Source organism: Mesorhizobium sp. NZP2298, from assembly GCF_013170825.1.
In the GTDB taxonomy this organism is placed as follows: Bacteria; Pseudomonadota; Alphaproteobacteria; order Rhizobiales; family Rhizobiaceae; genus Mesorhizobium.
Map to the genome: position 1 here is coordinate 5,113,021 of NZ_CP033365.1, position 24,989 is coordinate 5,138,009.

Consider the following 24,989-nt stretch of genomic DNA (forward strand, 5'->3'; position numbering starts at 1 on the left):
GTGTTGACTGGACAGCCACTTGCGATCAACCGCCAGAGCGCAAAAAAAGAACTGCCAGAAACCGGTTGCGGTTTCCATCCCGGGCATCAGCCTACAGAGTGGTACGCCGGAAACGCGAGCGAGCGACGACAGCAGGCTGATTATGTTCAAACCTGCATTTGCATCTCACCAACCCAGGCACTGCGCCGGAGCCTTCGCCAAGCACGACAAGGAGACGGTTCAATGGGCGAGCGAGGCAGCCAACCGGCGCCTCGCTTTGCTTGCCCCCTCGGTCTCATCCCGATGTTCAGCCCCGAGGGCTGAACCCGCTGCCGGACTTGCTTCGATCCAGTGCGTCAGAGCGTCCTTGCCGAGCCCCGAAGGACACGCGACGCCCCAACGACCGGTCTACTTCTTGGCCGGAGCCTTCGCCTTCGCGGGCGCTGCCTTGGCCTTCGGCGCGGCGGCTTTCTTCACCGCGGGCTTTGTAGCGGCCGCTGCTGCTTTCGCGGCCGGCTTTGCCGCTGCCTTCGCGGCGGGCTTTGCCGCTGCCTTCGCGGCGGGCTTTGCCGCAGCCTTGGCGGGCGCCGCCTTCTTGGCTGCGGGTTTTGCCGCTGCCTTGACCGCAGGCTTCTTCGCCGGTGCAGCCTTCGCTGCAGGCTTTGCCGCTGCCTTGACGGGCGCCGCCTTCTTCACTGCGGGCTTCGCCACAGCCTTGGCCGCTGCCGGCTTCTTGGCCGGTGCTGCTTTCGCCGCGGGCTTTGCCGCCGCCTTCGCAGGCGCTGCTTTCTTCACTGCCGTTGCGGCCTTCGCCGCGACTGCTTTTGCGGGTGCTTTCTTTGCCGGTGCTTTGGAAGCCGGCGCTTTAGATGACTGCTTAGCCATGTCATGCCCCTTCACGTTATGCCGATGGCCGTGAATGACCCCGGCGCGCAATGCATATCTGACTCGCGGCTCGCTAGCCAGCGAAGCAATGGTATGATTTTCTCAGCTTAAATTTTCGTTGAGATCGTGACGCGATCGCACTCATCATCGCAAAAATCCGTCGCTGATCTTCTGATACCACCGGCAATTTGACACCGGCATTCTCGATGCGAGCCCACCATCGAACTCCCAAGACTAGCGAGCAACTTTACGCATGATCGTCGGCCGTGAATATCATGACCTGCCACCTCATCGAGGCGATCATCTTCCGCAAGCGAACGGTCTATGTGGATCACGAGCGCGATACGGCGACCGATCTGAGGATCACCTTGTCAAGCATGCATCCCTACCTCCAATTGACAGATAACTCTGCACAGCAGAGTATTCTGCAAAGATGCGGTCGCGCTTTGTCGATCGCGCAAGAAGCAAGTGGCGCTGCCGCTTTCCGAGAGCGCCGTGCCACATGACGACAATCCAAGGCCTTGCCGCATTGGAGCCCATCGATGAGCGTCGACGACATCATTCACCAGAGTATGCGGCTCAGGATCATGGCCATCCTCAACACGCTGGAAAGGCGCGAGGCGCTGGAGTTCACCCAATTGAAGATCATGGTCGAAGCCACCGACGGAAATCTCGGGGCACACCTCGATACGCTGGCCAGGGCGGGCTATGTCGATATTGAAAAGCTTTTCGTCGGGCGACGGCCGCAGACCCGGGTCAAGGCAACAACGATCGGGCGGCGGGCCTTTCGCGGTCACATTGCCTTTCTTCGCAAGATCATCGATCAGGCGGAGGCAACGCGGCGCGGGAAATAGCACTGCAATTGAGCGAACACCGTTGGCGCGTCGCAACGACGGCGGCGCCCCGCGTGTAGGGCAGGCACATGGATTTCGTCACGGCTGATAGCCGAGGCAGATGGCCCCGAGCGCCACGACGGCGCAGGCGCCGACCCGCCGGGGTGTCAGCGTCTCGCCGAGAAACAGCCGGCCGATGAAAGCCGCGAAGACGACACTGGTCTCGCGGACCGCGGTGATCGGACCGGCAGGTCCGAGCGCGAAGGCCGCCACCACGACGCCATAGGCCAGAAGCGCGAACAGGCCGCCGCCCAGTGCCTTCCAGGTCTCCGGCGCCCACGGGTCGACAGCAAGCCGGCCACGACAGGCGACGAAGGTCGCCGGCAGCAATGCGCCATAGGCCAGCAGGACCCAGGCGGTGTAGGCGCCGACATTGCCCGCCGCGCGAACGCCGATTGCATCGACCGTCGCATAGGCGGCGATGATAGCTCCCGTTGCCAGCGCATAGAGGATCGATGTCGTGGCGGCTCTTCCTCGTCCGAGCGAAAGACCCATGATGCCACCGCCGACCAGGGCGACGCCGACGGTCTCCAGAACGGTGAGCTGCTGGCCGGCCAGCAGGAAGCCGCCAAGGGTGACAAGCAGAGGCACGCTGCCGCGAACAATCGGGTAGACCTGTCCCAATTCGCCATGTTTGTAGGCGGCCACCAGGAACACGCTGTAGCCAACCTGCAGGCAGGCCGAGAGCCCGACATAGAGCCAGGCCGACGTAGCCGGAAAACCGTTGAGGATTGCCACGGGAATGGCCAGCACCGTGCTGGAGAAGCTCATGACGGTGACGGTCCACAACCTGTCGGCGCCTGTTCGCAGGAAAGCGTTCCAGCTTGCGTGCAGGATCGCCGCGAACAGCGCGAGGCCGACGACCAGCGGGCTCATTGCGGCCTGCGCGAGGCAGCGACGATGTCCAGGGCCGCCTTGCGGGCTTCACGAAGAGCGGTACTCGCCTGCCCCATCTGCGCCATCAGGGTGGCCCCTTCGATCAGCATCAACAGCGTCGCCGCCACGTTCTCGGCGCGCCCGCGCGGCATCACCTGCGCGAGGATCGATCGCATGCGCTGCCTGAAGCCGTCCTTCTGCCTGGCGACGGCCTTGAATACGGCATGCCGCGGATCGCCGAACTCAGCCAGCGCATGCGCGAACAGGCAGCCGTGGAAATCCGGGCTACGGAACCAGCGGCCATGCCAGTCGAAAATCTTCGCGATCTTCTGCTCCGGCGTCATGCTCTCCCGCGCAAGCTGGTCGAGCTGTTCGTCAAAACGCCTGGCGCGATAGTCGAGCACCGCGACGATCAGTTCATCCTTGCTGGGGAAGTGGCGATACATCGTCATCTTGGCCACATCGGCCTCGGCGATGATCCAGTCGATCCCGGTGGCGTGGAAGCCGGCACGCTTGAACAGCGCGTAGGCGGTTTCGACGACGTGCTGGCGTTTGTCGGAGACAGGCGACGGCGTCATGATGCGCACCAAGTGATGAGACAGGTCTGTCTCATACCTATGCGATGGATCTCACCGTCTGTCAACACGGCACGGAAAAGGCCTGCGGCTGATTAAGCCGCAGGCCTTGAAGAAAATCGAGAAACGGAAGGTTGCGTCTAGCGCAGGACGCGGCAGCGGCCGTTGTAGACCATCCAGCGGTCGAAGCCCGAGACGCAGAATTCGACATTGTCGCCGATCGAGGCAAAGCCCTGGCCTTCCTCGATCAGGTACCAGATGGACCGGTCGCGCCCGTCGGAGAGGCTGACGGTGGCCCCGCAGTAGCGGCGGCCGATCGGCCAGGTGTCGTCGGCCGGCAGATAGCGGTGCTGATGAATGCGCCGGAAGTCGGTGATCTGCACATCCGGCAGATGCGGCACATGATGCACCTGGTAGGAGAAGCGGGAGGTGATCTTGCTCAGCACCCAAGGCTGGCCGCAGACGCCGCCATCGTCGTCCGAATAGACGCCAAGGTCAGCCGCCTGGACCGCATGGGTAATGCCAAGAGGCGCGGCGAGCGGGGTACAGAGCGAAATCAGGGCAGCAAGTGCGGATTTGGCGAAGCGAGTCATGACAGCCTCTCAAGGTCGATTGCGCGCACTGTGCGGATTCGCTTGGCGTCGGTCAAGCGGTTGCTCAGACAATGGTTTCCAGAAACGAGCTGGAGCGTCTACCAACGTACCTACCGGCTACACGTTCCTCTCCAGTATCAGTCTTCCGGAAGAAAGGCGGGGTTGAAGACGACCTCCCAGAGATGGTCATCCGGATCCTGGAAATAGCCGGCATAGCCGCCCCAGAACGTATTCTGGGCCGGCTTGACGAGACGCGCGCCTGCTCTGACGGCCTGCGCCATCACGGCATCAACCTCGGCTTCGCTCGTGACATTGTGCCCGATGGTGAACTCGGTCGGGCTGCGGCCGGTCTGGTCGATGCCGGCGTCACGGGCGATGTCGGAACGTTCGAAGATCGCGAACTTCAAGCCGCCCTGCAGATCGAAGAAGGCGACGGCGCCATGCTCGAACTCCCTGCCGATGATGCCCTCGGTCGGAAGCCCAAGTCCGTTTCGGTAGAATTCGAGCGAAGCTTCCAGACTATCGACACCAAGGGTGATGACACTGATGCGAGCTTTCATTTTGATTTCTCCTTTCTATATTCTGGACTTGTGCGGTGACGTCAGCGCGGATGCGGTGGCTAATGCCAGCGTAAGGCTTCATGTGATTGCCATTGCTGGAGCGGCGCGCATTGAAGATTTCGGTCAAGATGGCGGAGAGCGCCGGCCAAACGGCGAGCCTGCGATTGCTGGCCAAGCAGACGGATGATGGCTGAAGGAATGGAAGCGGTACTGGCGCAGACCACCGGCTTTTTCCAGGAACGTCCGGCAGACAGGCGGCTGGGTGCCGTCTTCGCGTCCGTCTGGGTCCACCGCATGCAGGACCAGGACGCTCCACCTGTCGTGATAACGCCGGATGCGACGATCGACCTGCAGTGGATCGACGGCCGGTTGCGGGTCGCGGGGCCGGACCGGGAGCCGCAGATCGAGATATTGCCTTCAGGAGCGACGATTGTCGGGTTCAGATTCCGGCCAGGTGCGGCCGCCGCGTGGCTGGGCGTGCCGGCCAACCGGATCGTCGGAGAACGCCTCGACCTCGGTGACCTCTGGGGCACCGGGGCGCGCCATCTGGCATGCCGCGTGCGGGCCACGCCCGATCTTGCCAAGCTGGTAGGACAATTGGAGAAGGCAATCGGGGAATACACGCAAGAACACCGTGCGCCCGATGTAGTCATGGGCAATGCATTCGACGTCATCGACCGGGGGCTGCCGGCCGGCAAGCCGCTGGTGCCGTTCCTGCTGCACAGCTTGCATATGAGCGAGCGGTCGCTGCGTCGCCGTTTCGAGGAAAGTTTCGGCTACGGCCCCAAGACGCTCGACCGCATCCTTCGCTTCCATCGTTTCCGGCGTCTGCGGCAGGCATCCAGCAATGCCTCGACCGCTGTATTGGCGGTCGAGGCCGGCTATGCCGATCAGGCCCATTTGATACGCGAAAGCAGGCGGCTGTCCGGCATCACGCCGTCGGCACTGGCCGCCACCGGCGCATAGAGCGCCCGGCCGACAGGGTTCAAGCCGTGCCCGCCTGCTCCCCGGCCAGCCATTCCAGCGACCAGTGCGCCGGCTTTTCCACCGCAAGCAATTTGTGCAGTGCCGGCAACACCGTCCGCAATTCGGCTTCCAGCGTGAAGGGCGGATTGACCACCACCATGCCGCTGCCATCAAGGCTGGGTTCCGAAGAGGGCGGCCGGATCTCGAATTCGATGTCGAGGATTTTCGGGATGCCGGATTGCTTCAGCGCCTTCCTGAAGGCGATGATCGCCTTGCGGTCCTTGATTGGATACCACAGCGCGTAAATGCCGCCGGGCCAGCGCTTGTGCGCCCTTACGAGCCCGTCGACCAGGCGGCCGAACTCGCCCTCCTCCTCGAATGGTGGATCGATGAGAACCAGGCCGCGCTTCTCCTTCGGCGGCAGATGCGCGCCCAGCGCCAGCCAGCCGTCGAGTTCCATCACCCTCACCTGGAAGTCACCGGCGAATTCCGCCTTCAGCTTGGCGGCGTCTTTCGGGTGCAGTTCGATCGCCGACAACCGGTCCTGCTTGCGCAGGAGATGGCGCGCCAGCATCGGCGAACCCGGATATTTCTTCACGCCGTCCCCGGGATTGAGCGACCGCACAGCCTCCAGATAGGGCGCCAGCAACGCGCCCGCCCTGGCGTCGAACGAGGCATCGATCAGCCTGCCGATGCCACCCTGCCATTCGCCGGTCTTCTGCGCCTCGAGCGACGACAGATCGTAACGGCCAATGCCGGCATGGGTGTCGACGACGCGAAAAGCCTTGTCCTTCTGCTTGAGATAGTCGAGCAGCCGCGTCAGCACGACATGCTTGACGACATCGGCGAAATTTCCGGCGTGGTAGGCGTGGCGATAGTTCACTTGGGTCCCCTGCCCCAGCGCGGCTGCGGTGGTTGCGAGTTCGGATTGTCCGGCCGGCCGCCACCGGAACGCAGGGACAGCAGGAAGCCGATCAGACCGATCGCCATCAGCGAGAGGCCGACCGGCCGCGCACGACGGTCAGCTTCGCCGACACCGGAGCGCAGCACAAGGTCGACCGCCCGCATCGGTATGTCCTCGGCATCGCCCGGACCGACGGTGAAGACATAAGGGCCGGGACTGACGGTCGCGATGACGCCCGCCTCGTCGCGAAAGATCTTGTCGGGCAGTTGCGGGCTCGCCTGGCGCGGGTTGTCGACATGGTTGAACTGCAATGTCGATGCAAGCACCGTGCGGCCATTGGTGGCGGCGGTCAGGGTCAACACCGTGCGTTGCTGCGAAACGATGCGCTCGGCTCTCGCGGTCAGGTCGACCAATGCCCGCACCGGCGCATCGCGGCCCGAGAGCGACACGGTCACTGGTTTGAAGCGGCCTTGTTCATAGACCCGCCAGGTACCGATCTCGCGGCCGGAAAAATTGGTCATCGCCCAGGGATAGATAAGGCCTATACCGGTGCCGGCGAGCAGGATCAGGACAAACAGAAAGCGCATTCAGACAGTCACCTTGTAATCATGCCTTGGCAATCACGCCTTGCCTGGCAACTGGCCTGTACCGGCACCGTCGCGCAGGCGTTCCATTTCGTCCAGCAGCATGTCGAGGCCGAGTTCGAATGTCTTGTCGAATTCTGCGGCGCCGAAAAAGCGCCCGGCCGCCGTGACATTGGGAAAATCCCGGGCCAGTTGCTCGTCGCTGACCGTGTTCACAGCCGATGGCCCCTTGGCATAGCCCGCATTCTCGTCCAGCACCGCCCCCATCAAGTAATAGCCGACGGCGCGAAACAGCCGCGCGCTGAGTTCGGTGTCAAAGCCGGCATCCCTGAACAGGCCGATAATGCCGTCCAGCCAGGCAAGGCAGATGGGCGAGTTCATACGGTAGGTGACGAAGAAAGCGGCATAGGCGGGATGGTCGCGGCCGATGCGACGAAAATCCTCGATGGCGATGCGCATCCTTTGCCGCCATGGAAGGCTGGCGTCGGGCATTTCAAGCGCACCTATCAACCGGTCGACGAGGGCTTCGTGCAAATGCGCCACCGAAGGAAAGTGGTGGTAAATGCTCATCGCCTCGCAACCGAGTGCCGCCGCCAGCTTGCGCATGGAAAAGCCGGCAAGCCCCTCCTTCTCGATCACCTCGAAGGCCGCGTCCTCGATCATCTCGCGCGACAGGCGGCCACGTGTTCCGGCTTTTTTTATCGATGAGTCCATGCGCCGCTTGACAACTTACACTGTAAGGTTCAATTTCCACATCACCTTACACCGTAAGGCTTGGAAAAACCAGAGGAGAATGTCATGTTCGACTATCGCATTCTTTCATCCGTGCCTTCTTCCATCCGCCGGACCTGCCTGCTCGCCGCTACCGGCTGCGCACTGACGCTGGCCGCGGCACCTGCCCATGCCGACGACTATGATGCGACCCTCATGGACATCCAGTCGACCATGGGTGGCGTACCGAGCTTTGTGAAGCAATTTCCCAAAGCCGGTCTGCCCGGTGCCTGGGCCGAGGTCAAGGCCATCGAACTCAGTGACAAGACGGCGCTGCCGCCAAAGGTCAAGTCGCTGATCTCGCTGGCGGTGGCGGCGCAGATTCCGTGCAGCTATTGCATCTGGTCGGACACCCAGGACGCTAAGCGCGCCGGCGCCACCGACGAGGAGATCCAGGAAGCCGTGACAATGGCTGCGTTGACCCGCCACTGGAGCACCATTTTCAATGGCATGCAGGTCGATTTCGACACGTTCAAGAAGGAAATGGGCGGGCAATAAGCCCGCAGGCAACAAGGAAATGGACGGGCAATAGGCCGGTCAGCAAGAAGGAAATGGGGAAGTGGCGAATCAGCCGATGACGGTTGTCATATTGAAGAGACCCACCAAAAGGCGGGTCTCTTCATGGGCAGCCCATGCAACCGACACTCGATTGCGACCCGATCGCCATGTCGGCCGTTTCGCCGAGGCCTAGGCCTTGCGCTCCCAGCGGCGGTCTGATGTCTGCTGCCAGTAGGTCACGGCGTGGCCCGCGTCCTTCATCGTTTTCCAATGCACGCGGGCCGCCTCGACCTGGGCGGCGTCATGGCCGTCGAACAGGAACACGGCGCGCTCGTAACCGGCAAGATCGGGCGGTGCCGCGCCGTCGACCAGGAACCTTATCTTGGCTTCGTTGGGATTGCCGTCGCCGGTGGTCAACAGGACAGGCTGTTCCCCGGGATAAGCCTCGCGATCGGTCGCGTGGGCCAGGAACGAATCATCGCGGAAGGTCCACAGATGCTGGTCGAGCGCGTCGCGCCGTTCCTCGGTGCCGGTCTGCACCACGGCGCGCCAACCCCGATCGACGCTGCGCTCGAGCAGGCCCGGCAGCGCATCCTCGAGCGTCGATTCGGTCAGATGGTAGAACAGCACGTCGGCCATGGATCGAGGTCAGCTTTCGTAATGATCGCGCACCAGCCGGTCGAGCAGCCGCACGCCGAAGCCTGAACCCCATGACTGGTTGATCTCGCTCGACGGCGAGCCCATGGCCGTGCCGGCAATGTCGAGATGCGCCCAGGGCGTATCCTTGACGAAGCGCTGCAGGAACTGCGCGGCGATGATGGCGCCGCCATAGCGGCCGCCGATGTTCTTCATGTCGGCGTTCTTGGAATCAATCAGCTTGTCGTACTCGGCACCGAGCGGCATGCGCCACAGCCGCTCCTGAGTCGCCTGCCCCGCCCCCGTCAGCCTCTCCGCCAATTCGTCATTGTTGGAAAACAGGCCGGCATAGTGCAGGCCGAGCGCGACCATGATGGCGCCGGTCAGCGTCGCCAGATTGACCATGAATTTCGGCTCAAAGCGGTCGTTGCAGTACCACAGCGCGTCGGCCAGCACGAGACGCCCCTCGGCGTCGGTATTGAGCACCTCGATGGTCTGGCCCGACATGGAGGTGACAATGTCGCCGGGACGCTGGGCATGGCCGTCGACGGCGTTCTCGACAAGACCAATGATGCCGACGACATTGGCTTTCGCCTTGCGTGCGGCCAGGGCGTGCATGAGTCCGGTTACCGCGGCAGCGCCACCCATATCGCCCTTCATGTCCTCCATGCCAGACGCCGGCTTCATCGAATTGCCACCGGTGTCGAAGGTGACGCCCTTGCCGACGAAGGCGACCGGGCTGTCCTTGGGCTTGCCGCCATTCCACTGCATGATCGCCATGCGCGCGCCGCGTGGCGAGCCTTGCGCAACGCCGAGCAGCGAGCCCATGCCGAGTTTCTTCATCTCCTTCTCGGTCAGGATCTCGACCTTGACGCCAAGCGCCTCGAGGTCCTTGGCCCGGGCAGCGAACTCGACCGGTCCCAGAATATTTGCCGGTTCGTTGACAAGGTCGCGCGCCAGAAGCACGCCGTCGACCACCGCCTCGGCATCCGCGAAGGCCTTCCTGGCGCCTGCCGGGTCGGCGGTATGGATGGTTATCTTGACCGACTTCTTCGGATCGGCCTTCACGTCATCCTTGTCCTTCCTGGTCTTGTACTTGTCGAAGGAATAGCCGCGCAGGAGGATACCAGCCGCAAGATTGGCGGCGTCCTTGCCATCAGGCGAGGCGCCGGCAAGGTCGAGCACGACGGCAACGTCGGTTGCCTTGCGCAACGAGGCTGCGATGGTGCCGCCGAGTTTCAGCCAGGCATATTCGTCGAGCCCCGACGCCTTGCCGGCGCCGATCGCGACCAGCCTGTCGAGCGACGTTGCCTGCGGCGCCAGAACCTCGACGACGCCGGCAAACTTGCCCGTGAACTCGGCCACCGGGAAGGCCCGCTCCAGCGTCTTGCCAGGATCGTACGCCGAGGCGGCGTCGCTCAGGTTGCCATCATCCGCCGACAGCACGAAAACCGTGCCCTTCCTGTTCGCCGCCGCCTGAGGCGCGGCAAATTTTGCAAAGGCGATCGACGGTCTCGGGTTCATCATGTCCTGCTTTCGGGGATTGCGCGATGGTGCGCGAAGCGGTTTGAAGCGATCCGCGACATTTGGTCGTTTTCCGGTATTTGGCAAGACTTTGCCAAAATGGCTACCCATATGACACACGGAATCGATGGCGATTCGTCGCGGCACGGCCCCGCTTCATGCCGCAACATGTTGTTAACCATCGATGTTCGCCCTTTCTTATCCATTCCCTCCGACACTCCGGTCCACTGCGGCACGCGACATGGGACGGGAACCGGATCGCCTGCCTGATCGAGCCCATCGGAGCCAGTTGTGCGGTCGTCGCCGGACAGCTACCCTGAGTGTGGTGGCATGATGCCGTTCGAGAAAATCGAGTAAAGCCTTCATGAAGGTCGTTGAACGCTACATCATGCGCCGCGCTTTCGTGGTCTTCCTGGCAGCGCTGGTCTGGACGCTGGCCATCGTGTGGACCACGCAGGTGCTGGCCAAGATCGACCTCGTCACCGACAGCGGCCAGTCGTCGCTGACCTTCTTCGAGGTCGCCGCCCTCATCCTTCCCTCGATCATACCGATCGTCGTGCCTTTCGCGCTGGTGGTAGCGGTTGCCCAGACACTCAGTGTCATGAATTCGGATTCCGAACTCGCTGTCATCAACGCGGCAGGCGCCTCGCGCTGGACGATCGTGCGGCCAATCATGCTTCTCGCCCTTGCGGCCAGCGTTTTTTCCTTTGCCGTCGACAATGGCATCGACCCCTATGCGAGGCAGAAGAACCGCGCCCTGGTGGCGCAGTCGCGCGCCGACCTGTTGTCGCTGATCATCCAGGAAGGCACCTTCCGCAAGATCGAGGACGGCCTGTTCCTGCAGATTGGCGAGCGGCTTCCAGACAATCGGCTGGGCGGCATCTTCGTCGCCGATTCGCGCGAGGAAGGCGTCAATCTCGTCTATTATGCCAAGACGGGCAGCATCGTCGAACGCGGCGGCGAAAAGGTGCTGATGATGAATGACGGCGTCATCCACCGCAAAACGCTGACCGGCGACCTCAGCGTCATCCGGTTCACCTCCTATGCCTTCGACATGTCGGCCTTCATGGCGGCGGCCTCCGAGGTGACGCTGCTGCCTAAGGACCAGACAACCCAGTACCTGCTCAATCCAAGCCCCAACGACAAGAATTTCCAGCAAAGACCGCAGGAATACAGGGCCGAGATCGACCAGCGATTTTCGGAATGGACCTATTCCATGGTGTTCGCGCTTATCGCACTCGCGGTCGCTGGCGACGCGCGCTCGCATCGTGAGGCGCGCGTCAATCCCTTGATCACGGCGATCACCATATCCCTGTTCGTGCGCTGGCTGGGTTTCTTTGCCGCCAGCAAGGCGGATGAGATTCCGCAATACGCCTATATGGTCTATGGCGTGCCCATCGTGGCTTCCGCCGTTGCCATCTGGTTCATCGTGTCGAACCGCACCATGGAACTGCCGGTTGCCTGGGCGGACTGGATGACGAACCTGGCCAGCCGCTTCGGTGACGGCTGGAACGCCCTCAAGCTGCGTTGGTCACGGCGCGGCACTTCAGGTCAGGGGATCGGCTGATGGGCTGGACACTGGGCCGTTATTTCTTCTTCCGTTACGTGACGATCACGATCTGGTTCTTCCTGGGCCTTCTGGCGCTGGTGTTCCTGATCGATTTTACCGAACTTTCCGGCCGCACCACCGGCCTGCCCGGCTTCACCTATGGAACGGCCGTTGCCATTTCGGGCCTTCGCATGCCGATGATCATGCTGCAGACGGTGCCGTTTGTCGGCCTGTTCTCGGCGATGGCAACGCTGGTGTCGCTCAACCGCCGCTACGAGCTGGTCATCGCGCGCTCCGCCGGCGTTTCCGCCTGGCAATTCCTTTTGCCATGCTGCATCGGAGCATTGCTGTTCGGCTTCGTGTCGGTCGGGCTCATCAATCCGCTCGCCGCGCACGCCTTCTCCTTGTCCGAGCAGATCGAGACCCAGTTGCGCTCCGGCAAATCGAACACGGTTTCGGCCGATGCCGCCCCCTGGATTCGTCAGAAAACCGGCTCTGGCGACACCATAATCGGCGCACGGGCCATCCTCAACCAGGGCCTGGAGATGGCCGACGCCGTCTTTTTCGTCCTCGACCAGCAAGGCAATATCGTCGAGCGCAAGGATGCCGCGCGCGCTTACCTGCGGGACGGTTATTGGGAATTGCAGGACGTGAAGACCTTCAAGAACGGCATCATCCAGCCCGCCGCAAGCGATCGTGTGCCGACCAATCTGAAGCCAGAATTCGTGCAGGAGCGGCTGGCGCGCCCGGAGACCATTCCATTCTACGACCTGCCCGGAAAAATCGAGGTTGCCCGTTCCTTCGGCCTCAAGGCAAATGCCTTTGCCATGCAGTTTGATTCGCTGGTGGCGTTGCCGTTCCTCCTCGTCGCCATGACGCTGATTGCGGCAACAGTTTCAATGCGATTTGCGAGGATGGGACAATCAGCAACGATGATTCTGGGTGGCGTCGTTGCCGGGTTTCTGCTTTATGTCGTTTCGGTGCTGGTGAAGGCATTCGGCGTGGCGGGGTTCGTGCCGACTGCCATAGCCGCCTGGGTGCCAGTTGTGGTAGCTATGTTCTTCGGGGTGACTTTCCTGCTATACAAGGAAGACGGCTAGTGAGGGAGGCGTTTTTGCCCAGCAACAGGCAGGCCAGTTTGGCGCGCCTCTATGCGGCGAGCGCCTTGGCGTGCCTGCTTGCCTGCGGCGTTCCATTGCCTGCGTTCGCGCAGGAAGTCGGCGATGTGGCGACCAAGGTTCCGTCCGGCTCGCAAATGCTGCTGGCCGCCGATACGCTCGAGTACAACAACGACAACCAGACCGTGACCGCTGTCGGCGGGGTCCAGATCGACTATGGCGGCAACCGCCTCGTCGCCCAGAAGGTCGTATACAACCGCAACACCAAGCGGATGGTTGCCAGCGGCAATGTCGAAATCGTCAACAGCGACGGCACCAAGATCAATTCGCAGCATATCGATATCACCGACGATTTCGCCGACGGCTTCGTCAACGCGCTTCGCGTTGAAACCGTCGACAAGGCCTATTTCGCCGCCGAAAGCGCCGAGCGCATGGGCGGCGTGCTGACCACCTTCCACAATGGTGTCTACACCGCCTGCGAGCCATGCGAGGACAAGCCCGACAAGGCGCCGACCTGGCGCGTGAAGGCCAGGAAGATCATCTGGAACGGCGAGAAGAAGACGGTTCGCTTCGAGAATGCGAATTTCGAGTTCTTCGGCTTTCCGCTCGCCTACCTGCCGGCTTTCGAGATCGCCGACCCGACGGTGAAGCGCAAGAGCGGTTTCCTGATCCCCAGCATCAGCTACAACAGCCATCTGGGATACAGCGTCAAGGTTCCCTACTATTTCGCACTTTCGCCGACTTATGACCTGACGGTGTCGGGAAGTGGCTACACCAAGCAGGGCTTCCTCGGAGAGGCCGAGTGGCGGCAGCGCTTCGACGATGGCCAATACAGTTTGAAGATGGCCGGCATCCAGCAGCAGGATCCCGACGCCTTCATCGACAGCGCTGGCCGCAACGTCGACTCCGGCGCCGCGGGCGACCCGAACAAGTTCCGCGGCATGATGGGCACGCAGGGACAGTTCGCAATCAACGAGCGCTGGAATTTCGGCTGGGACGTGCTGCTGCAGACGGACAAGAACTTCTCCAACACCTACAACATCGACAAGTACAATGCCGCCGTCCACCAGTCGTCGGTCTACCTGACCGGTCTCAATGGCCGTAACTATTTCGACGTGCGCGCCATGCATTTCGAGGTTCAGGAAGATACGCTCAACAGCAATCCCGCGGCGCGAAGCGGCCAGCAGCCCTGGGTGCTGCCCTCGCTGGATTATGCATACATCCCCGATGCGTCCATCGCAGGCGGTCAGTTGTCGATGAACGTCAATACGCGGGTGATCCGCCGCGATGATCTCGATGAGGCTTTCGAGACGCCATACAATGCCAGCACGCCGGTGCAGCGCGTGCGCGGCATCGCAGGTGAGTCCAGCCGCCTCACGGCCGAAGCGGAATGGAAGCGGTCCTTCGTCACCGACGACGGACTGGTGCTGACTCCGTTGCTGGCGCTGCAGGGCGATGTCGACTACCTCAACGCGTCGTCGGGATCGCTCGCAGCCGTCAACCAGATGGCGACGAATTTGGGCGAGCAGGACAACATGCGTTCGTCGTTTGCCCGTTACATGGCAACAGCGGGCCTCGAAATGCGTTGGCCGATGCTGTTTTCGATGGCGAGCGGGTCGAGCCATGTCATCGAGCCGATGGCGCAGGTATTCCTGCGTCCGAACGAACAGTATGTCGGCGGCCTCGCCGTCCCCAATGAAGACGCCCAGAGCATGGTTTTCGATGCGACCACGCTCTTCGAACGCGACAAGTTCTCCGGTTACGATCGCGTGGAAGGCGGCTCGCGCGCCAATGTCGGGTTCCGCTATTCCGGCTCCTACATCAACGGCTGGGGTACCAATGCGATTTTCGGCCAGTCCTACCAGATTGGCGGTGACAACTCCTTCGCCGCGCCGGATCTGGTCAATGTCGGCGCCTATTCGGGCCTTCAGAACACCAAGTCCGACTATGTCGGTCTGTTTGGCATCAACAGCCCGAATGGATTCGCGGCTTCCATCAGCGGTCGCTTCGACGAACAGACCTTCGATATCCGCCGCGCCGAGGTGAAGGCCGCTTATTCGGGCCTGCCGGTGTCGTTGAGTGCCAAGTACGCCTTTATCCAGGCCCAGCCGCTCTATGGCTTCACGACCGACCGTCATGAGGTCACGCTGGGTGCATCCACGCACCTTGCCGAGAACTGGCGCGTGTTCGGGACAGGAACCTACGACCTGCAGGAAAGCCTGTTGGTCAAGGATGGAGTCGGCTTCGCCTACAACGATTCCTGCTTCACCTATCTGATGACGTACTCGCAGTCGCGTGACCTGAACACCAGGGAAGTGACACAGAGCATCGGCTTCAATCTGTCGTTCCGCACCCTCGGCGACTTCGGCTCGTCGACCAGCGCGATCGACACCATCCAGTAGTCGGCGACATCGTTTCGCCGCATAGGGCTGGCACGGATTCGCGCACCCGGAAGAGGACGAAATTGGGCGGAACCGGGATAGAATTGGGATGCTAATGATGAGGAAATACCTCTTTTCAGCAGGGTTCGCGCTGCTTGTGGCGGCGACATCCGTGTCGATGACCGTCATGACGCCGCCGGCCTTCGCCAGCGAGATCAAATACGTCGTCAACGACATACCAATCACGTCAGGCGATATCGCGCATCGTGCCGCCTTCCTGAAACTGCAGCACAAGAAGGGGGGCGACGCCGCCCAGGAAATGATCGATCAGACGCTACGCCTTGCCGAAGCCAGGCGGCTTGGCATCCGCATCAGCGACGCGCAGGTCGAGGCTGCCTATCAGCGCTTTGCTTCCAGCAACAAGATGCAACTCAGCCAACTCGACGGCGTCATGGAAAAATCCGGAGTCGGCAAGGACCACTTCAAGGAGTTCATCCGCGCCCAGATGGCCTGGAACCAGGCCTTGAGCGCGCGTTACCGTTCCGGAGAAGGCGGCAGCGTGACCGAGCAGGACGCGGTCAGGCGCATGCTCGACAAGGGCGGGGCCAAGCCAAGCGCCACCGAGTACATGCTGCAGCAGGTCATCTTCGTCGTGCCGGCCGCCGAACGCAGCGCGACGCTGGCCAAGCGCAAGCGCGAGGCTGACGCCATGCGCGCCCGCTTCAACGGTTGCAATACGACGCGCGAGTTCGCCAAGGGCCTGATCGACGTCACCGTTCGCGATCTGGGCCGGGTTCTGGCGCCGCAACTGCCGCCGGACTGGGCCGAGCAGATCAAGGCCACCAAGGTTGGCGGCGCCACTGTCACGCGCGAAACCGAGCGCGGCGTCGAGTTCATCGGCATCTGCTCGTCGCGCGAAGTGTCCGACGACAAGACCGCCCAGATGGTGTTCCAGAGCGAAGGCTCCAACGACAAGGCGGCCGACGATCTCAGCAAGAAATATGTCGACGAGCTGAAGGCGAAAGCCCGCATCGTCAAGCGCTGACGTGAGCAGCGCGATGAAGGCGCTGGCGCTGAGCGTTGGCGATCCGTCCGGCATCGGCCCCGAAATCGCTATCGCCGCCTTCCTGGCGCGCGAGGCAATCGGCTTGCCCGCATTCTATCTTTTGGCTGATCCGGCGCTGATCGCATCGCGGGCAAACCACCTCGGCGTGTCGGTGCCGATCGTCGAGACAACACCGGCGCAAACGGCGCAAATTTTCGTCGATAGCCTGCCGGTCGTTCCACTGGCCGCCCGGTTCATCGACAGCCCCGGCAGGCCGGATCCGGCCAATGCGGCGGGCACGATCGAGGCGATCGACCGCGCTGTCGCCGCTTGCCTCGCCGGCGACGCCGCTGCCGTGGTCACCTGCCCTATCGCCAAAAAGCCGCTCTACGATGCCGGGTTCCGCTTTCCCGGCCATACCGAGTATCTGGCGCATCTGGCGGCCCGGCACAGTGGTATCGAGGTGACGCCGGTCATGATGCTGGCAGGCCCTGATCTGCGCACCGTTCCCGTTACCATCCACATCGCGCTGGCCGAGGTGCCGAAGTCCCTGACCACCGAATTGATCGTGGCGACCGCGCGCATCACCGCCACCGACCTCGCCAGTCGCTTCGGCATAGCCAGGCCGAGGCTTGCCATTGCCGGCCTCAATCCGCATGCCGGCGAAGGCGGCTCCATGGGCCAGGAAGATGAACGTGTGGTGCGCCCGGCGGTCGACATCCTGCGCGCCGAGGGCATCGATGCTTTCGGACCTCTGCCGGCCGACACGCTGTTCCATGCCCGGGCGCGGGCGGGCTATGATGTAGCGCTGTGCATGTATCACGACCAGGCCTTGATCCCGGCCAAGGCACTGGCCTTCGACGAAGCGGTCAACGTCACGCTCGGCCTGCCCTTCATCCGCACGTCGCCCGATCATGGCACCGCCTTCGACATCGCCGGCAAGGGCATTGCGCGGCCCGATAGCCTGATCGCCGCATTGAAGCTCGCCAGACGGCTCGCCGACATCGACAACATGGCCGCGGCCGCATGAGCGCTCCCGTTTCGGATCCGAACGCATGAGCATCGACGGGCTGCCGCCGCTGCGCGATGTCATCGAGCGCCATGGGCTGCAGGCAAAAAAAGCGCTCGGCCAGAATTTCCTGCTCGATCTCAATTTGACGGGCAAGATCGCACGCAGCGCCGGCGACCTGACAAACGCAGCGGTGATCGAGGTTGGTCCGGGGCCTGGCGGCCTGACAAGAGCGCTGCTTGCCAACGGCGCCCGCCGGGTTGTCGCCATCGAGCGCGACGAGCGCTGCCTGGCGGCACTGGCCGAAGTCTCCGCTCACTATCCCGGCCGGCTGGAGGTGATTTCCGGCGACGCGCTGAAGACCGACTTCGCCGCCCTCGCCGCGGCAGCGGCCGGAGATGGTGGCATGGTGAGGATTGTGGCCAACCTGCCCTACAATATCGGCACGGAATTGCTCGTCCGCTGGCTGACTGTGATGGACTGGCCGCCCTTCTACGCCTCGATGACGCTGATGTTCCAACGTGAGGTGGCCCAGCGCATCGTCGCCGCGCCTGGCAGCGATGCCTATGGCAGGCTTGGCGTGCTGGCCGGCTGGCGCACGCAAGCCAGGATTGCCTTCGACGTGCCGCCCCAGGCATTCACGCCGCCGCCCAAGGTCACCTCTTCGGTGGTGCATCTGGAGCCGCGCACGACACCCTTGCCCACTGACGTGAAGAAACTCGGGCGCGTCACCGAAGCCGCCTTCGGCCAACGCCGGAAGATGTTGCGACAGAGCGTGAAAAGCCTGGGCGGCGAGGCCTTGCTCGAGCGTGCGGGCATCGACCCGACAAGACGCGCCGAAACGCTTAGCGTCGAGGAATTTGTGCGGCTGACGAACGCAGTGTAGCTCTTTTCTCACCGTCTACGGGGAGAGAAGCAGAGAGGCCTCACTCCGTCTTCTCGTCCAGCAAGCCGGAGACGAAATCGAACAGACCGGGCCGGCGGTCCCGCCGCAATCGTTCGGCGACGACGATGCCGCGCACCTCGGCGAAGGCGCGGTCGAGATCGTCATTGACGATGACGAAATCATATTCCTTCCAGTGCTCGATCTCATTGCGGGCGTTCTTCAGCCGCGTCTCGATCACCGCTTCCTGGTCCTCGGCGCGGCGTTTCAACCGCGCCTTCAATTCCTTCATCGAGGGCGGCAGGATGAAGATCGAGACGATATCGGCACGCATCTTCTCCTTGAGCTGCTGGGCGCCTTGCCAGTCGATGTCGAACAGCATGTCGCGGCCCTGCGCCAGCGCCAGTTCCGCGGGTTCGCGCGGTGTCGCATAGCAATTGCCGTGCACTTCCGCCCACTCCAGCAGTGCATCGGAATCACGCAGCCGCTCGAACTCGCGCATGGTGCGGAAATGGTAGTGAACACCCTCGATTTCAGAGCCGCGGCGCGGCCTGGTGGTGACCGAGACCGACAATTCGAGGCTGGAATCGCTTTCCAGAAGGTTGCGCGCGATCGTGGACTTGCCGGCACCGGATGGCGACGACAAGACGAGCATCAGCCCCCGGCGGCGAATGCGGCCTCCCAAATCCCTGGGAACCATCGGTTCCTTGGCAACCATCGGCTACTCCAGATTCTGGACCTGTTCACGAAACTGGTCGACCACGGCCTTCAGCTCCAGCCCGATCGCGGTGACGGCTGCGGCGTTCGACTTCGAGCACAGCGTATTCGATTCGCGGTTAAATTCCTGTGCCAGAAAATCGAGCTTGCGGCCGACGGCGCCGCCACCCCCAAGCAGGGCCCGGCCAGATGCGACATGCGTCTTCAGCCGGTCGATCTCTTCGCGAATATCAGCCTTGGTCGCAAGGAATGCCGCCTCCATGTGCAGCCGGCTGGCGTCCAGATTGGCGGAGGCGTCCATCAGCAGCCTGACCTGCTCGGCGATGCGTTCACGGATCACCGCGGTGTCGCGTGAGGGATCCGCCTCCGCGCGCAACGTCAGTGCCTCGATGGCATCGATGTGACCGGACAGCAGCAAAGCCAGTGCCGCACCCTCGCCCTGCCGTGCCTGTTCCAGCCCTTTCAGCGCGACGTCGAGCGCCACGGTGATGGCGGCGTCGAGCGCGGCGCGCGCCTCCTCGGTTTCGACGGTTTCAGGAACGTCGAGCACGCCTCGCAGCGACAGCAATCCGTCGGCTGTCGCCGGGGCAACGCCGAATTGTTCCTGCAGACGCTTGGCGAGACCCGCAAGGTCTTTCAAAAACGCCTCGTTGACGACGGGTTGCGCCTGCGCGCCACCGGCGCGGCCGATCGTGAGCGTCGCCTGGAAATTGCCACGGGCGAAACGCTTCTGCAGCGTCTGTCGGACCGCCGGCTCCAGCCGCTCGAAACCTTGCGGCAACCGCAGCCGTACCTCGACGCTCTTGCCGTTGACGGACTTGACCTCCCAGGCGATCGAGGTGCCGTCATGCTCGGCGACGGCACGTGCGAATCCTGTCATGCTCTGCAAATTCATGTCGCCTGCACATCCCTGGCGCATCACCCCGAAACCGGTTTTCCGGACAGGGTAAGTGCTGCTTGAAAACAACCACGCCGCGGGCGCGTCGAAATCGGACGCGTGGCGTTCTTTCAAATGTCAGGCTGTCGCCTTCCGGGCAACGCCTTTCTTCGTCTTACTGGGCATCACCCGCATCGCCGCCGGCATCGCCATTGTCGCCACCGGTGCTATCGCCGCCGTCGGCGGGCTTGTCGGCAGCAGGCTTGTCCGCATTGCCATTGGCACCAGCGGCAGCGGCCTTGGCTGCGTCATCGGCCTGCTTTTTCTGCAGCGCACGATAACGAGCGACGTTCTCATTGTGCTCGTCCAGCGTCGCGGCAAAGACGTGACCGCCCGTGCCGTCGGCGACGAAATAGAGATCGTCGGTCTTCGATGGATTGGCCACGGCCTCAAGTGCCGCACGGCCCGGATTGGCGATCGGCGTCGGCGGCAGGCCGTTGATCGCATAGGTGTTGTAAGGCGTCTGCTTTTGGATGTCGGACTGGTAGATCGGGCGGTCGGCGGGCTTTCCCTTGCCACCGAACAGACCATAGATGATGGTCGGATCGGATTGCAGGCGCATGCCCTTTGCCAACCGGTTCAGGAAGACGGCGGCGACGCGCGAACGCTCGTCACCCCTGCCAGTTTCCTTCTCGACGATCGACGCCAGGGTGACGAAGTCCTCGATACTGGCGAGCGGCAGGTCCGGCGCGCGCCGCTGCCATACTTCGTCAACCAGCTTCTTCTGATCGGCCAGCAGCTTGTCGATCATCTGCTGGCGCGTCGCGCCACGCGTGAAGCGCAGCGTGTCTGTGGCAAGGCTGCCCTCGGGAGGCGTTGTCGAAGGCATGTCGCCACTCAGGGCGGGTTCGTCGGCGATACGCTGCAGGGCCTGCTCAACTGTCAGCCCTTCCGGGATGGTCAGCGAGTACATCACCGACTTGCCGCTCTTCAGGAGTTCCATGATGTCGCGCATGGATGCCCTGGGCTTTATTTCGTATTCGCCGGCCTTGAGCGCGGAATCATTGCCGAAGGCTCGCACGCCAAGGCGGAAGACACGGGCGTCGCTGATCAGTCCGCGGCGCTCAAGCTGGTCGGCGATGTCCTGGACGCCGGTGTTCGCCTTGACCAGGAAGGTGTCGCCATTGGCCGAAGGACCGGGTTCGGTGAATTCCTGCTTGCCGAAATAGAGCGCCACGCCCGCCGCCAGAACCAGCAGCATCACCGAGGAGATGACGAAGTTCATGAACACCACGACCTGGCTGCGCGAAGCGCGCGAGCGTTTCGGCGGCGGTGTTCCGGCTTCCGGCCGCAAGGCCTCGCTGGCTGTCTTCGGCACGATCGGCCCGGTGTTCGCCGGCCGTTGCCCGAATTCTCCGTTGCCCACCGGATTTGTGTTCATTTTGCCCTACCGTTTGATCGCCCAGCGAATCCCCTGCGGCAGAGTAGGGGCGAATATGGCAAAATTGACGGCACGCCGAAGCATCGTCCGGCGGCCGGACGATCAGCCATTGTAGCGCTGGAACACAAGCGAAGCGTTTGTGCCGCCGAAGCCGAAGGAATTGGACAGCGCCACGTCGATCTGGCGGGAGCGAGGCTTGTTCGGCACCAGGTCGATCGCGGTTTCACGCTCCGGGTTGTCGAGGTTGATGGTCGCCGGTGCGATATTGTCTCTGATCGCGAGAATCGAAAAGATCGCCTCGGCGGCACCCGCCGCCCCCAGCAGATGGCCGATCGACGACTTGGTCGACGACATCGAAATCTTCGACGCGGCATTGCCAACAAGCCGCTCGACGGCGCCGAGTTCGATCGTGTCGGCCATGGTCGAGGTGCCATGCGCGTTGATGTAGTCGACATCGGAAGGCGTAAGCTTGGCCCGGTTCAACGCCGCCGTCATGCAACGGAAAGCGCCGTCGCCGTCTTCAGCCGGCGCGGTGATATGATAGGCATCGCCCGTGAGACCGTAGCCGGTCACCTCAGCGTAGATTTTCGCCCCGCGTGCCTTGGCATGCTCGAGTTCTTCCAGCACCACGACACCGGCGCCCTCGCCCATGACGAAGCCGTCTCGGTCACGGTCATAGGGACGCGAGGCCGTCTGCGGCGTGTCATTGCGCTCGGTCGACAGCGCCCGACAGGCGGCGAAGCCTGCGATTGACAGCCGCGTCACCGGCGCTTCGGCGCCACCGGCGACCATGACGTCGGCATCGCCCCACATGATCAGCCGGGCAGCATCGCCAATGGCATGCGCGCCGGTCGAACAGGCAGTGACGACGGCATGGTTCGGGCCTTTCAGCCCGTGCCGGATCGAAACCTGGCCAGAGACAAGATTGATGATCTGGCCAGGGATGAAAAAGGGGCTGATGCGGCGCGGACCGCGCTCCTTGAGGATGATCGCGTTCTCTGCGATGCCCTCGATGCCGCCAATGCCGGACCCGATGAGCACGCCGGTGGCGCACTGCTCCTCATGCGTCTTGGGCTCCCAGCCGGAATCCTTCAGCGCCTCGTCGGCGGCGGCAATCCCGTACAGGATGAAGTCGCCGATCTTGCGCAATTCCTTAGGCTCGAGCACGGCTTCGGGATTGAAGGTAGCATTGCTGCCGTCACCACGCGGAATGACGTGGGCGACCTTGCAGGCAAGATCCTCCACCTCGAACTCGGTGATGCGCTTGGCGGCGCTGCGGCCGGTCAGAAGTTCCTTCCAGCTGTGCTCAAAGCCCATGCCGAACGGCGACAACAACCCAAGGCCCGTGACGACGACACGCCTCATCGCAGGTCCTCCCCGGTGATGACTGCGGAAAGCGTCAGGCCGAAGCCTTGTCGATGTACTTCACCGCATCGCCGACGGTCAGGATGGTCTCGGCCGCGTCGTCGGGAATCTCGACGCCAAACTCTTCTTCGAACGCCATGACGAGTTCGACCGTATCGAGGCTGTCAGCGCCCAGATCATCGATGAAGCTCGCCTGCTCCGTCACTTTGTCGGCATCGACGCCAAGGTGCTCGATGACGATCTTCTTGACGCGCTCTGCGGTGTCACTCATTTGGGCATCCTCGTCTTTTGTTTGTCTGTCTTCGTTAGCGGGCAGAATGCCGCTAATCAAGCTGAAAGATGGTCCTGCCGGAAACGCAACGGCTACGGACCGGTTTTTGCCCGAACCGCCGGGTTGCGGGCCGCATTACACGAAAAATGGCCGAGGTCCAAGGTGAAATGGTGTCTTTTCACAACCCCGCCATGTCTGGTCAAATCATGGCCATGCCGCCGTTGACATGGATGGTCTGCCCGGTGACGTAGGCGGCTTCGTTGGAGGCGAGGTAGGCGACGGCGGACGCCACTTCAACACTCGATCCCATGCGGCGCGTCGGGATCGCCGCCATGATCGCCTCTTTCTGCTTGTCGTTGAGCTTGTCGGTCATCGCCGATTCGATGAAGCCCGGGGCAACGCAGTTGACGGTGATGTTGCGGGTGGCGATCTCCTGCGCCAGCGACTTGGAGAAGCCGATCATCCCGGCCTTGGAGGCGCAGTAGTTGGTTTGGCCGGGATTGCCGGTGACACCAACCACCGAGGTGATGTTGATGATGCGGCCATGGCGGCGGCGCATCATCGGATGGGTGAGTTCGCGCGTCAGCCGGAAAACGGCGGTCAGATTGACTTCGATCACGCTGTCCCAGTCGGCGTCCGACATGCGCACGAACAGCCCGTCCTTGGTAATGCCGGCATTGTTGACGAGGATGTCGACGCCTTCGAGATCGGCCTCCGCCTTCTGGCCAAGCGCCTTGACCTCGTCGCGATTCGCCAGATTGGCCGGAAACAGCTTTACCCGGTCGCCGAGTTCGGCGGCCAGTGTCTCGAGTTTCTCGATGCGGGTGCCGTGCAGGCCGACAATGGCGCCTTGCGCATGCAGCACGCGGGCGATCGCCTCGCCGATGCCTCCCGATGCGCCGGTGACGAGCGCCTTGCGGCCGGTCAGTTCGAACATTTTTGTCTCCTGATCTGAGAAAACACCCTTCACACGGAAGGGGTCAAATCGCCAGTGTATTATGCGAGTGCGGCCAGTGCCGCCTCAACATCGGCCGACGTGCCGACAGCCGATGTAGCGATATCGCGGTTGATGCGCCGTGCCAGGCCCGACAGCACCTTGCCGGCGCCGACCTCGTAAAGCGTCGCGACGCCGTTGGCGCCGAACCATTCCACCGTTTCGCGCCAACGCACGCGGCCGGTTATCTGCTCGACCAGGCGCCGGGCGATCTCATCCGGATCGCCGGTCGGGGTCACAGTGACGTTGGACACCACGGGGACCGCCGGCGCGTTCTTCGCCACCCCGGCGAGCGCGTCGCGCATGACGTTCGCCGCCGGCGCCATCAAGGCAGAATGGAAGGGCGCCGAGACCTGCAGCATCAGCGCCCGCTTGGCGCCCTTTTCGGTGCACAGTTTCGCCGCCAGTTCGACCGCGGCCTTGGCGCCGGAGATGACCAACTGGCCACCGCCATTGTCGTTGGCGATCTGACAGACCTTGCCGGATCCTTGCGCGGCCTCGGTGCAGGCGGCTTCGACATCCGCCTGCTCCAGTCCGATGATCGCCGCCATGGCGCCCTCGCCGGCCGGCACCGCCGCCTGCATGGCGTTGCCACGAATGCGCAGCAGTCGGGCTGCATCGGCGACGGAAACAAAGCCGGCGGCGGCAAGGGCCGAATATTCGCCCAGCGAATGGCCGGCGACATAGGCGACCTTGTCCTTCAGCGAGAAACCGCGCGCTTCCAGTGCCCTCACGGCAGCCAGCGAAACCGCCATCAGTGCCGGCTGCGCATTGGCGGTCAGCGTCAACGTCTCTTCCGGACCTTCCCAGATGAGCTTCGACAGGTTCTCGCCAAGCGCGTCGTCGACTTCCTGGAAGATCCTGCGCGCCTCCGGAAAGGCATCGGCAAGATCCTTGCCCATTCCGACAGCCTGGCTGCCTTGTCCCGGAAAGGTGAATGCGACGGCCATGCTAGGGCTCCCGAAGACTGGTTGTGCTTGCCTGATAACACGAATTTTTCCTGCCTGTGGCGCAAGGCAGCCCGCCAAGTCAAGCCCGGCTCGGCCCGTCCCCAGACCCGAACCCTGCGCCGAGTGCCCGTTCCGAAAGGGCTTT

At 62.8% G+C, this 24,989-nt stretch carries 28 protein-coding genes; 12 read left to right on the forward strand and 16 right to left on the reverse strand.

All coding sequences use genetic code 11. From position 1 onward, the window contains the following. The first annotated feature begins 346 nt into the window (after positions 1 to 346). The 3 genes from EB231_RS34975 (at position 347) to EB231_RS24845 (ending at position 1,718) form a co-directional block, all read left to right on the forward strand. A complete protein-coding gene (locus EB231_RS34975; protein WP_206681859.1) occupies positions 347 to 898 on the forward strand; it encodes a hypothetical protein in 552 nt (183 codons plus the stop codon). Between the two features lie 232 nt (positions 899 to 1,130). Continuing rightward, complete coding sequence (locus EB231_RS24840) at positions 1,131 to 1,370, forward strand: hypothetical protein (RefSeq protein WP_172351140.1); 240 nt, start codon at positions 1,131 to 1,133, stop codon at positions 1,368 to 1,370. A gap of 36 nt (positions 1,371 to 1,406) precedes the next feature. Further along, on the forward strand, positions 1,407 to 1,718 hold the full coding sequence (locus EB231_RS24845; protein ID WP_172351141.1) for a transcriptional regulator: 312 nt from the start codon (positions 1,407 to 1,409) through the stop codon (positions 1,716 to 1,718). 78 nt (positions 1,719 to 1,796) lie between these two features. Here EB231_RS24845 and EB231_RS24850 read toward each other — a convergent pair whose 3' ends face one another. The 4 genes from EB231_RS24850 to EB231_RS24865 all read right to left on the reverse strand — a co-directional run bounded on the left by EB231_RS24850 (position 1,797) and on the right by EB231_RS24865 (position 4,361). Then, positions 1,797 to 2,633, reverse strand: coding sequence for an EamA family transporter (locus EB231_RS24850; RefSeq protein ID WP_172351142.1), 837 nt, complete (start codon positions 2,631 to 2,633; stop codon positions 1,797 to 1,799). After that, positions 2,630 to 3,211, reverse strand: a complete 582-nt coding sequence (locus EB231_RS24855; RefSeq protein WP_172353009.1) for a TetR/AcrR family transcriptional regulator — start codon at positions 3,209 to 3,211, stop codon at positions 2,630 to 2,632. The genes EB231_RS24850 and EB231_RS24855 overlap by 4 nt, the downstream gene beginning before the upstream one ends. Before the next feature lie 137 nt (positions 3,212 to 3,348). Continuing rightward, positions 3,349 to 3,801, reverse strand: a complete 453-nt coding sequence (locus tag EB231_RS24860) for a hypothetical protein (protein WP_140768369.1) — start codon at positions 3,799 to 3,801, stop codon at positions 3,349 to 3,351. A 137-nt stretch (positions 3,802 to 3,938) separates the two neighbouring features. Further along, positions 3,939 to 4,361: a VOC family protein gene (locus EB231_RS24865; protein ID WP_172351143.1), complete on the reverse strand. Its 423-nt coding sequence runs from the start codon at positions 4,359 to 4,361 to the stop codon at positions 3,939 to 3,941. Here EB231_RS24865 and EB231_RS24870 point away from each other — a divergent pair. Beyond that, entirely contained in the window at positions 4,348 to 4,548 is a 201-nt protein-coding gene (locus EB231_RS24870; protein ID WP_172351144.1) for a hypothetical protein, read from the forward strand. The genes EB231_RS24865 and EB231_RS24870 overlap by 14 nt on opposite strands. Continuing rightward, positions 4,548 to 5,327, forward strand: coding sequence for a helix-turn-helix domain-containing protein (locus EB231_RS24875; protein ID WP_246740715.1), 780 nt, complete (start codon positions 4,548 to 4,550; stop codon positions 5,325 to 5,327). Before EB231_RS24870 ends, EB231_RS24875 begins: the two co-directional genes overlap by 1 nt. A 19-nt stretch (positions 5,328 to 5,346) precedes the next feature. Here EB231_RS24875 and EB231_RS24880 read toward each other — a convergent pair whose 3' ends face one another. From EB231_RS24880 to EB231_RS24890, 3 genes are read right to left on the reverse strand one after another with little or no spacing between them, the layout of a single operon-like run. Then, positions 5,347 to 6,210 (reverse strand): 23S rRNA (adenine(2030)-N(6))-methyltransferase RlmJ, encoded by an 864-nt coding sequence (locus tag EB231_RS24880; protein WP_172351145.1) that lies wholly within the window; start codon positions 6,208 to 6,210, stop codon positions 5,347 to 5,349. Further along, positions 6,207 to 6,818: a hypothetical protein gene (locus EB231_RS24885; RefSeq protein ID WP_172351146.1), complete on the reverse strand. Its 612-nt coding sequence runs from the start codon at positions 6,816 to 6,818 to the stop codon at positions 6,207 to 6,209. Before EB231_RS24885 ends, EB231_RS24880 begins: the two co-directional genes overlap by 4 nt. A gap of 33 nt (positions 6,819 to 6,851) precedes the next feature. Further along, complete coding sequence (locus tag EB231_RS24890; protein WP_172351147.1) at positions 6,852 to 7,529, reverse strand: TetR/AcrR family transcriptional regulator; 678 nt, start codon at positions 7,527 to 7,529, stop codon at positions 6,852 to 6,854. Between the two features lie 84 nt (positions 7,530 to 7,613). On the opposite strand from EB231_RS24890, the gene EB231_RS24895 reads away from it, so the two are divergent. Next, positions 7,614 to 8,084, forward strand: a complete 471-nt coding sequence (locus tag EB231_RS24895) for a carboxymuconolactone decarboxylase family protein (protein ID WP_172351148.1) — start codon at positions 7,614 to 7,616, stop codon at positions 8,082 to 8,084. Between the two features lie 189 nt (positions 8,085 to 8,273). Here the strand turns inward: EB231_RS24895 and EB231_RS24900 are convergent, their stop codons facing one another. Both EB231_RS24900 and EB231_RS24905 read right to left on the reverse strand, forming a co-directional pair. Then, positions 8,274 to 8,723 carry a DNA polymerase III subunit chi gene (locus EB231_RS24900; RefSeq protein WP_172351149.1) on the reverse strand — a complete coding sequence of 150 codons (450 nt, stop codon included), beginning with the start codon at positions 8,721 to 8,723 and terminating at the stop codon, positions 8,274 to 8,276. A 9-nt stretch (positions 8,724 to 8,732) separates the two neighbouring features. After that, on the reverse strand, positions 8,733 to 10,244 hold the full coding sequence (locus EB231_RS24905) for a leucyl aminopeptidase (RefSeq protein WP_172351150.1): 1,512 nt from the start codon (positions 10,242 to 10,244) through the stop codon (positions 8,733 to 8,735). Between the two features lie 364 nt (positions 10,245 to 10,608). Between EB231_RS24905 and lptF the strand changes: the two genes are divergently transcribed. From lptF to rsmA, 6 genes are all read left to right on the forward strand, one after another. Beyond that, positions 10,609 to 11,811 (forward strand): LPS export ABC transporter permease LptF, encoded by a 1,203-nt coding sequence (gene lptF, locus EB231_RS24910; protein ID WP_172351151.1) that lies wholly within the window; start codon positions 10,609 to 10,611, stop codon positions 11,809 to 11,811. Next, positions 11,808 to 12,893, forward strand: coding sequence for an LPS export ABC transporter permease LptG (gene lptG / locus EB231_RS24915; protein WP_172353011.1), 1,086 nt, complete (start codon positions 11,808 to 11,810; stop codon positions 12,891 to 12,893). The genes lptF and lptG overlap by 4 nt, the downstream gene beginning before the upstream one ends. After that, the gene (locus EB231_RS24920; RefSeq protein ID WP_172351152.1) at positions 12,893 to 15,313 is read left to right on the forward strand and encodes an LPS-assembly protein LptD; all 2,421 of its coding nucleotides are present in this window, start codon (positions 12,893 to 12,895) and stop codon (positions 15,311 to 15,313) included. The genes lptG and EB231_RS24920 overlap by 1 nt, the downstream gene beginning before the upstream one ends. An 88-nt stretch (positions 15,314 to 15,401) precedes the next feature. Continuing rightward, the gene (locus EB231_RS24925) at positions 15,402 to 16,337 is read left to right on the forward strand and encodes a peptidylprolyl isomerase (RefSeq protein ID WP_172351153.1); all 936 of its coding nucleotides are present in this window, start codon (positions 15,402 to 15,404) and stop codon (positions 16,335 to 16,337) included. 13 nt (positions 16,338 to 16,350) lie between these two features. Further along, on the forward strand, positions 16,351 to 17,367 hold the full coding sequence (gene pdxA, locus EB231_RS24930; protein WP_172353012.1) for a 4-hydroxythreonine-4-phosphate dehydrogenase PdxA: 1,017 nt from the start codon (positions 16,351 to 16,353) through the stop codon (positions 17,365 to 17,367). 25 nt (positions 17,368 to 17,392) lie between these two features. Further along, positions 17,393 to 18,232 carry a 16S rRNA (adenine(1518)-N(6)/adenine(1519)-N(6))-dimethyltransferase RsmA gene (gene rsmA, locus EB231_RS24935; RefSeq protein WP_172351154.1) on the forward strand — a complete coding sequence of 280 codons (840 nt, stop codon included), beginning with the start codon at positions 17,393 to 17,395 and terminating at the stop codon, positions 18,230 to 18,232. A gap of 40 nt (positions 18,233 to 18,272) precedes the next feature. Here rsmA and gmk read toward each other — a convergent pair whose 3' ends face one another. From gmk to fabD, 7 genes are all read right to left on the reverse strand, one after another. Beyond that, on the reverse strand, positions 18,273 to 18,929 hold the full coding sequence (gmk, locus tag EB231_RS24940; RefSeq protein WP_172353013.1) for a guanylate kinase: 657 nt from the start codon (positions 18,927 to 18,929) through the stop codon (positions 18,273 to 18,275). Positions 18,930 to 18,950: 21 nt separating this feature from the next. Next, positions 18,951 to 19,841: a YicC/YloC family endoribonuclease gene (locus EB231_RS24945; protein WP_172351155.1), complete on the reverse strand. Its 891-nt coding sequence runs from the start codon at positions 19,839 to 19,841 to the stop codon at positions 18,951 to 18,953. Positions 19,842 to 19,998: 157 nt separating this feature from the next. Beyond that, positions 19,999 to 21,264 (reverse strand): endolytic transglycosylase MltG, encoded by a 1,266-nt coding sequence (mltG, locus tag EB231_RS24950; protein WP_172351156.1) that lies wholly within the window; start codon positions 21,262 to 21,264, stop codon positions 19,999 to 20,001. A gap of 102 nt (positions 21,265 to 21,366) precedes the next feature. Then, positions 21,367 to 22,629, reverse strand: coding sequence for a beta-ketoacyl-ACP synthase II (gene fabF, locus EB231_RS24955; RefSeq protein WP_140768412.1), 1,263 nt, complete (start codon positions 22,627 to 22,629; stop codon positions 21,367 to 21,369). A gap of 34 nt (positions 22,630 to 22,663) precedes the next feature. Continuing rightward, on the reverse strand, positions 22,664 to 22,900 hold the full coding sequence (locus tag EB231_RS24960) for an acyl carrier protein (protein WP_006203723.1): 237 nt from the start codon (positions 22,898 to 22,900) through the stop codon (positions 22,664 to 22,666). Positions 22,901 to 23,099: 199 nt separating this feature from the next. Next, positions 23,100 to 23,837 (reverse strand): 3-oxoacyl-[acyl-carrier-protein] reductase, encoded by a 738-nt coding sequence (gene fabG, locus EB231_RS24965; protein ID WP_140768414.1) that lies wholly within the window; start codon positions 23,835 to 23,837, stop codon positions 23,100 to 23,102. Between the two features lie 59 nt (positions 23,838 to 23,896). Next, positions 23,897 to 24,844 (reverse strand): ACP S-malonyltransferase, encoded by a 948-nt coding sequence (fabD, locus tag EB231_RS24970; protein ID WP_172351157.1) that lies wholly within the window; start codon positions 24,842 to 24,844, stop codon positions 23,897 to 23,899. Between the last annotated feature and the right edge of the window lie 145 nt (positions 24,845 to 24,989).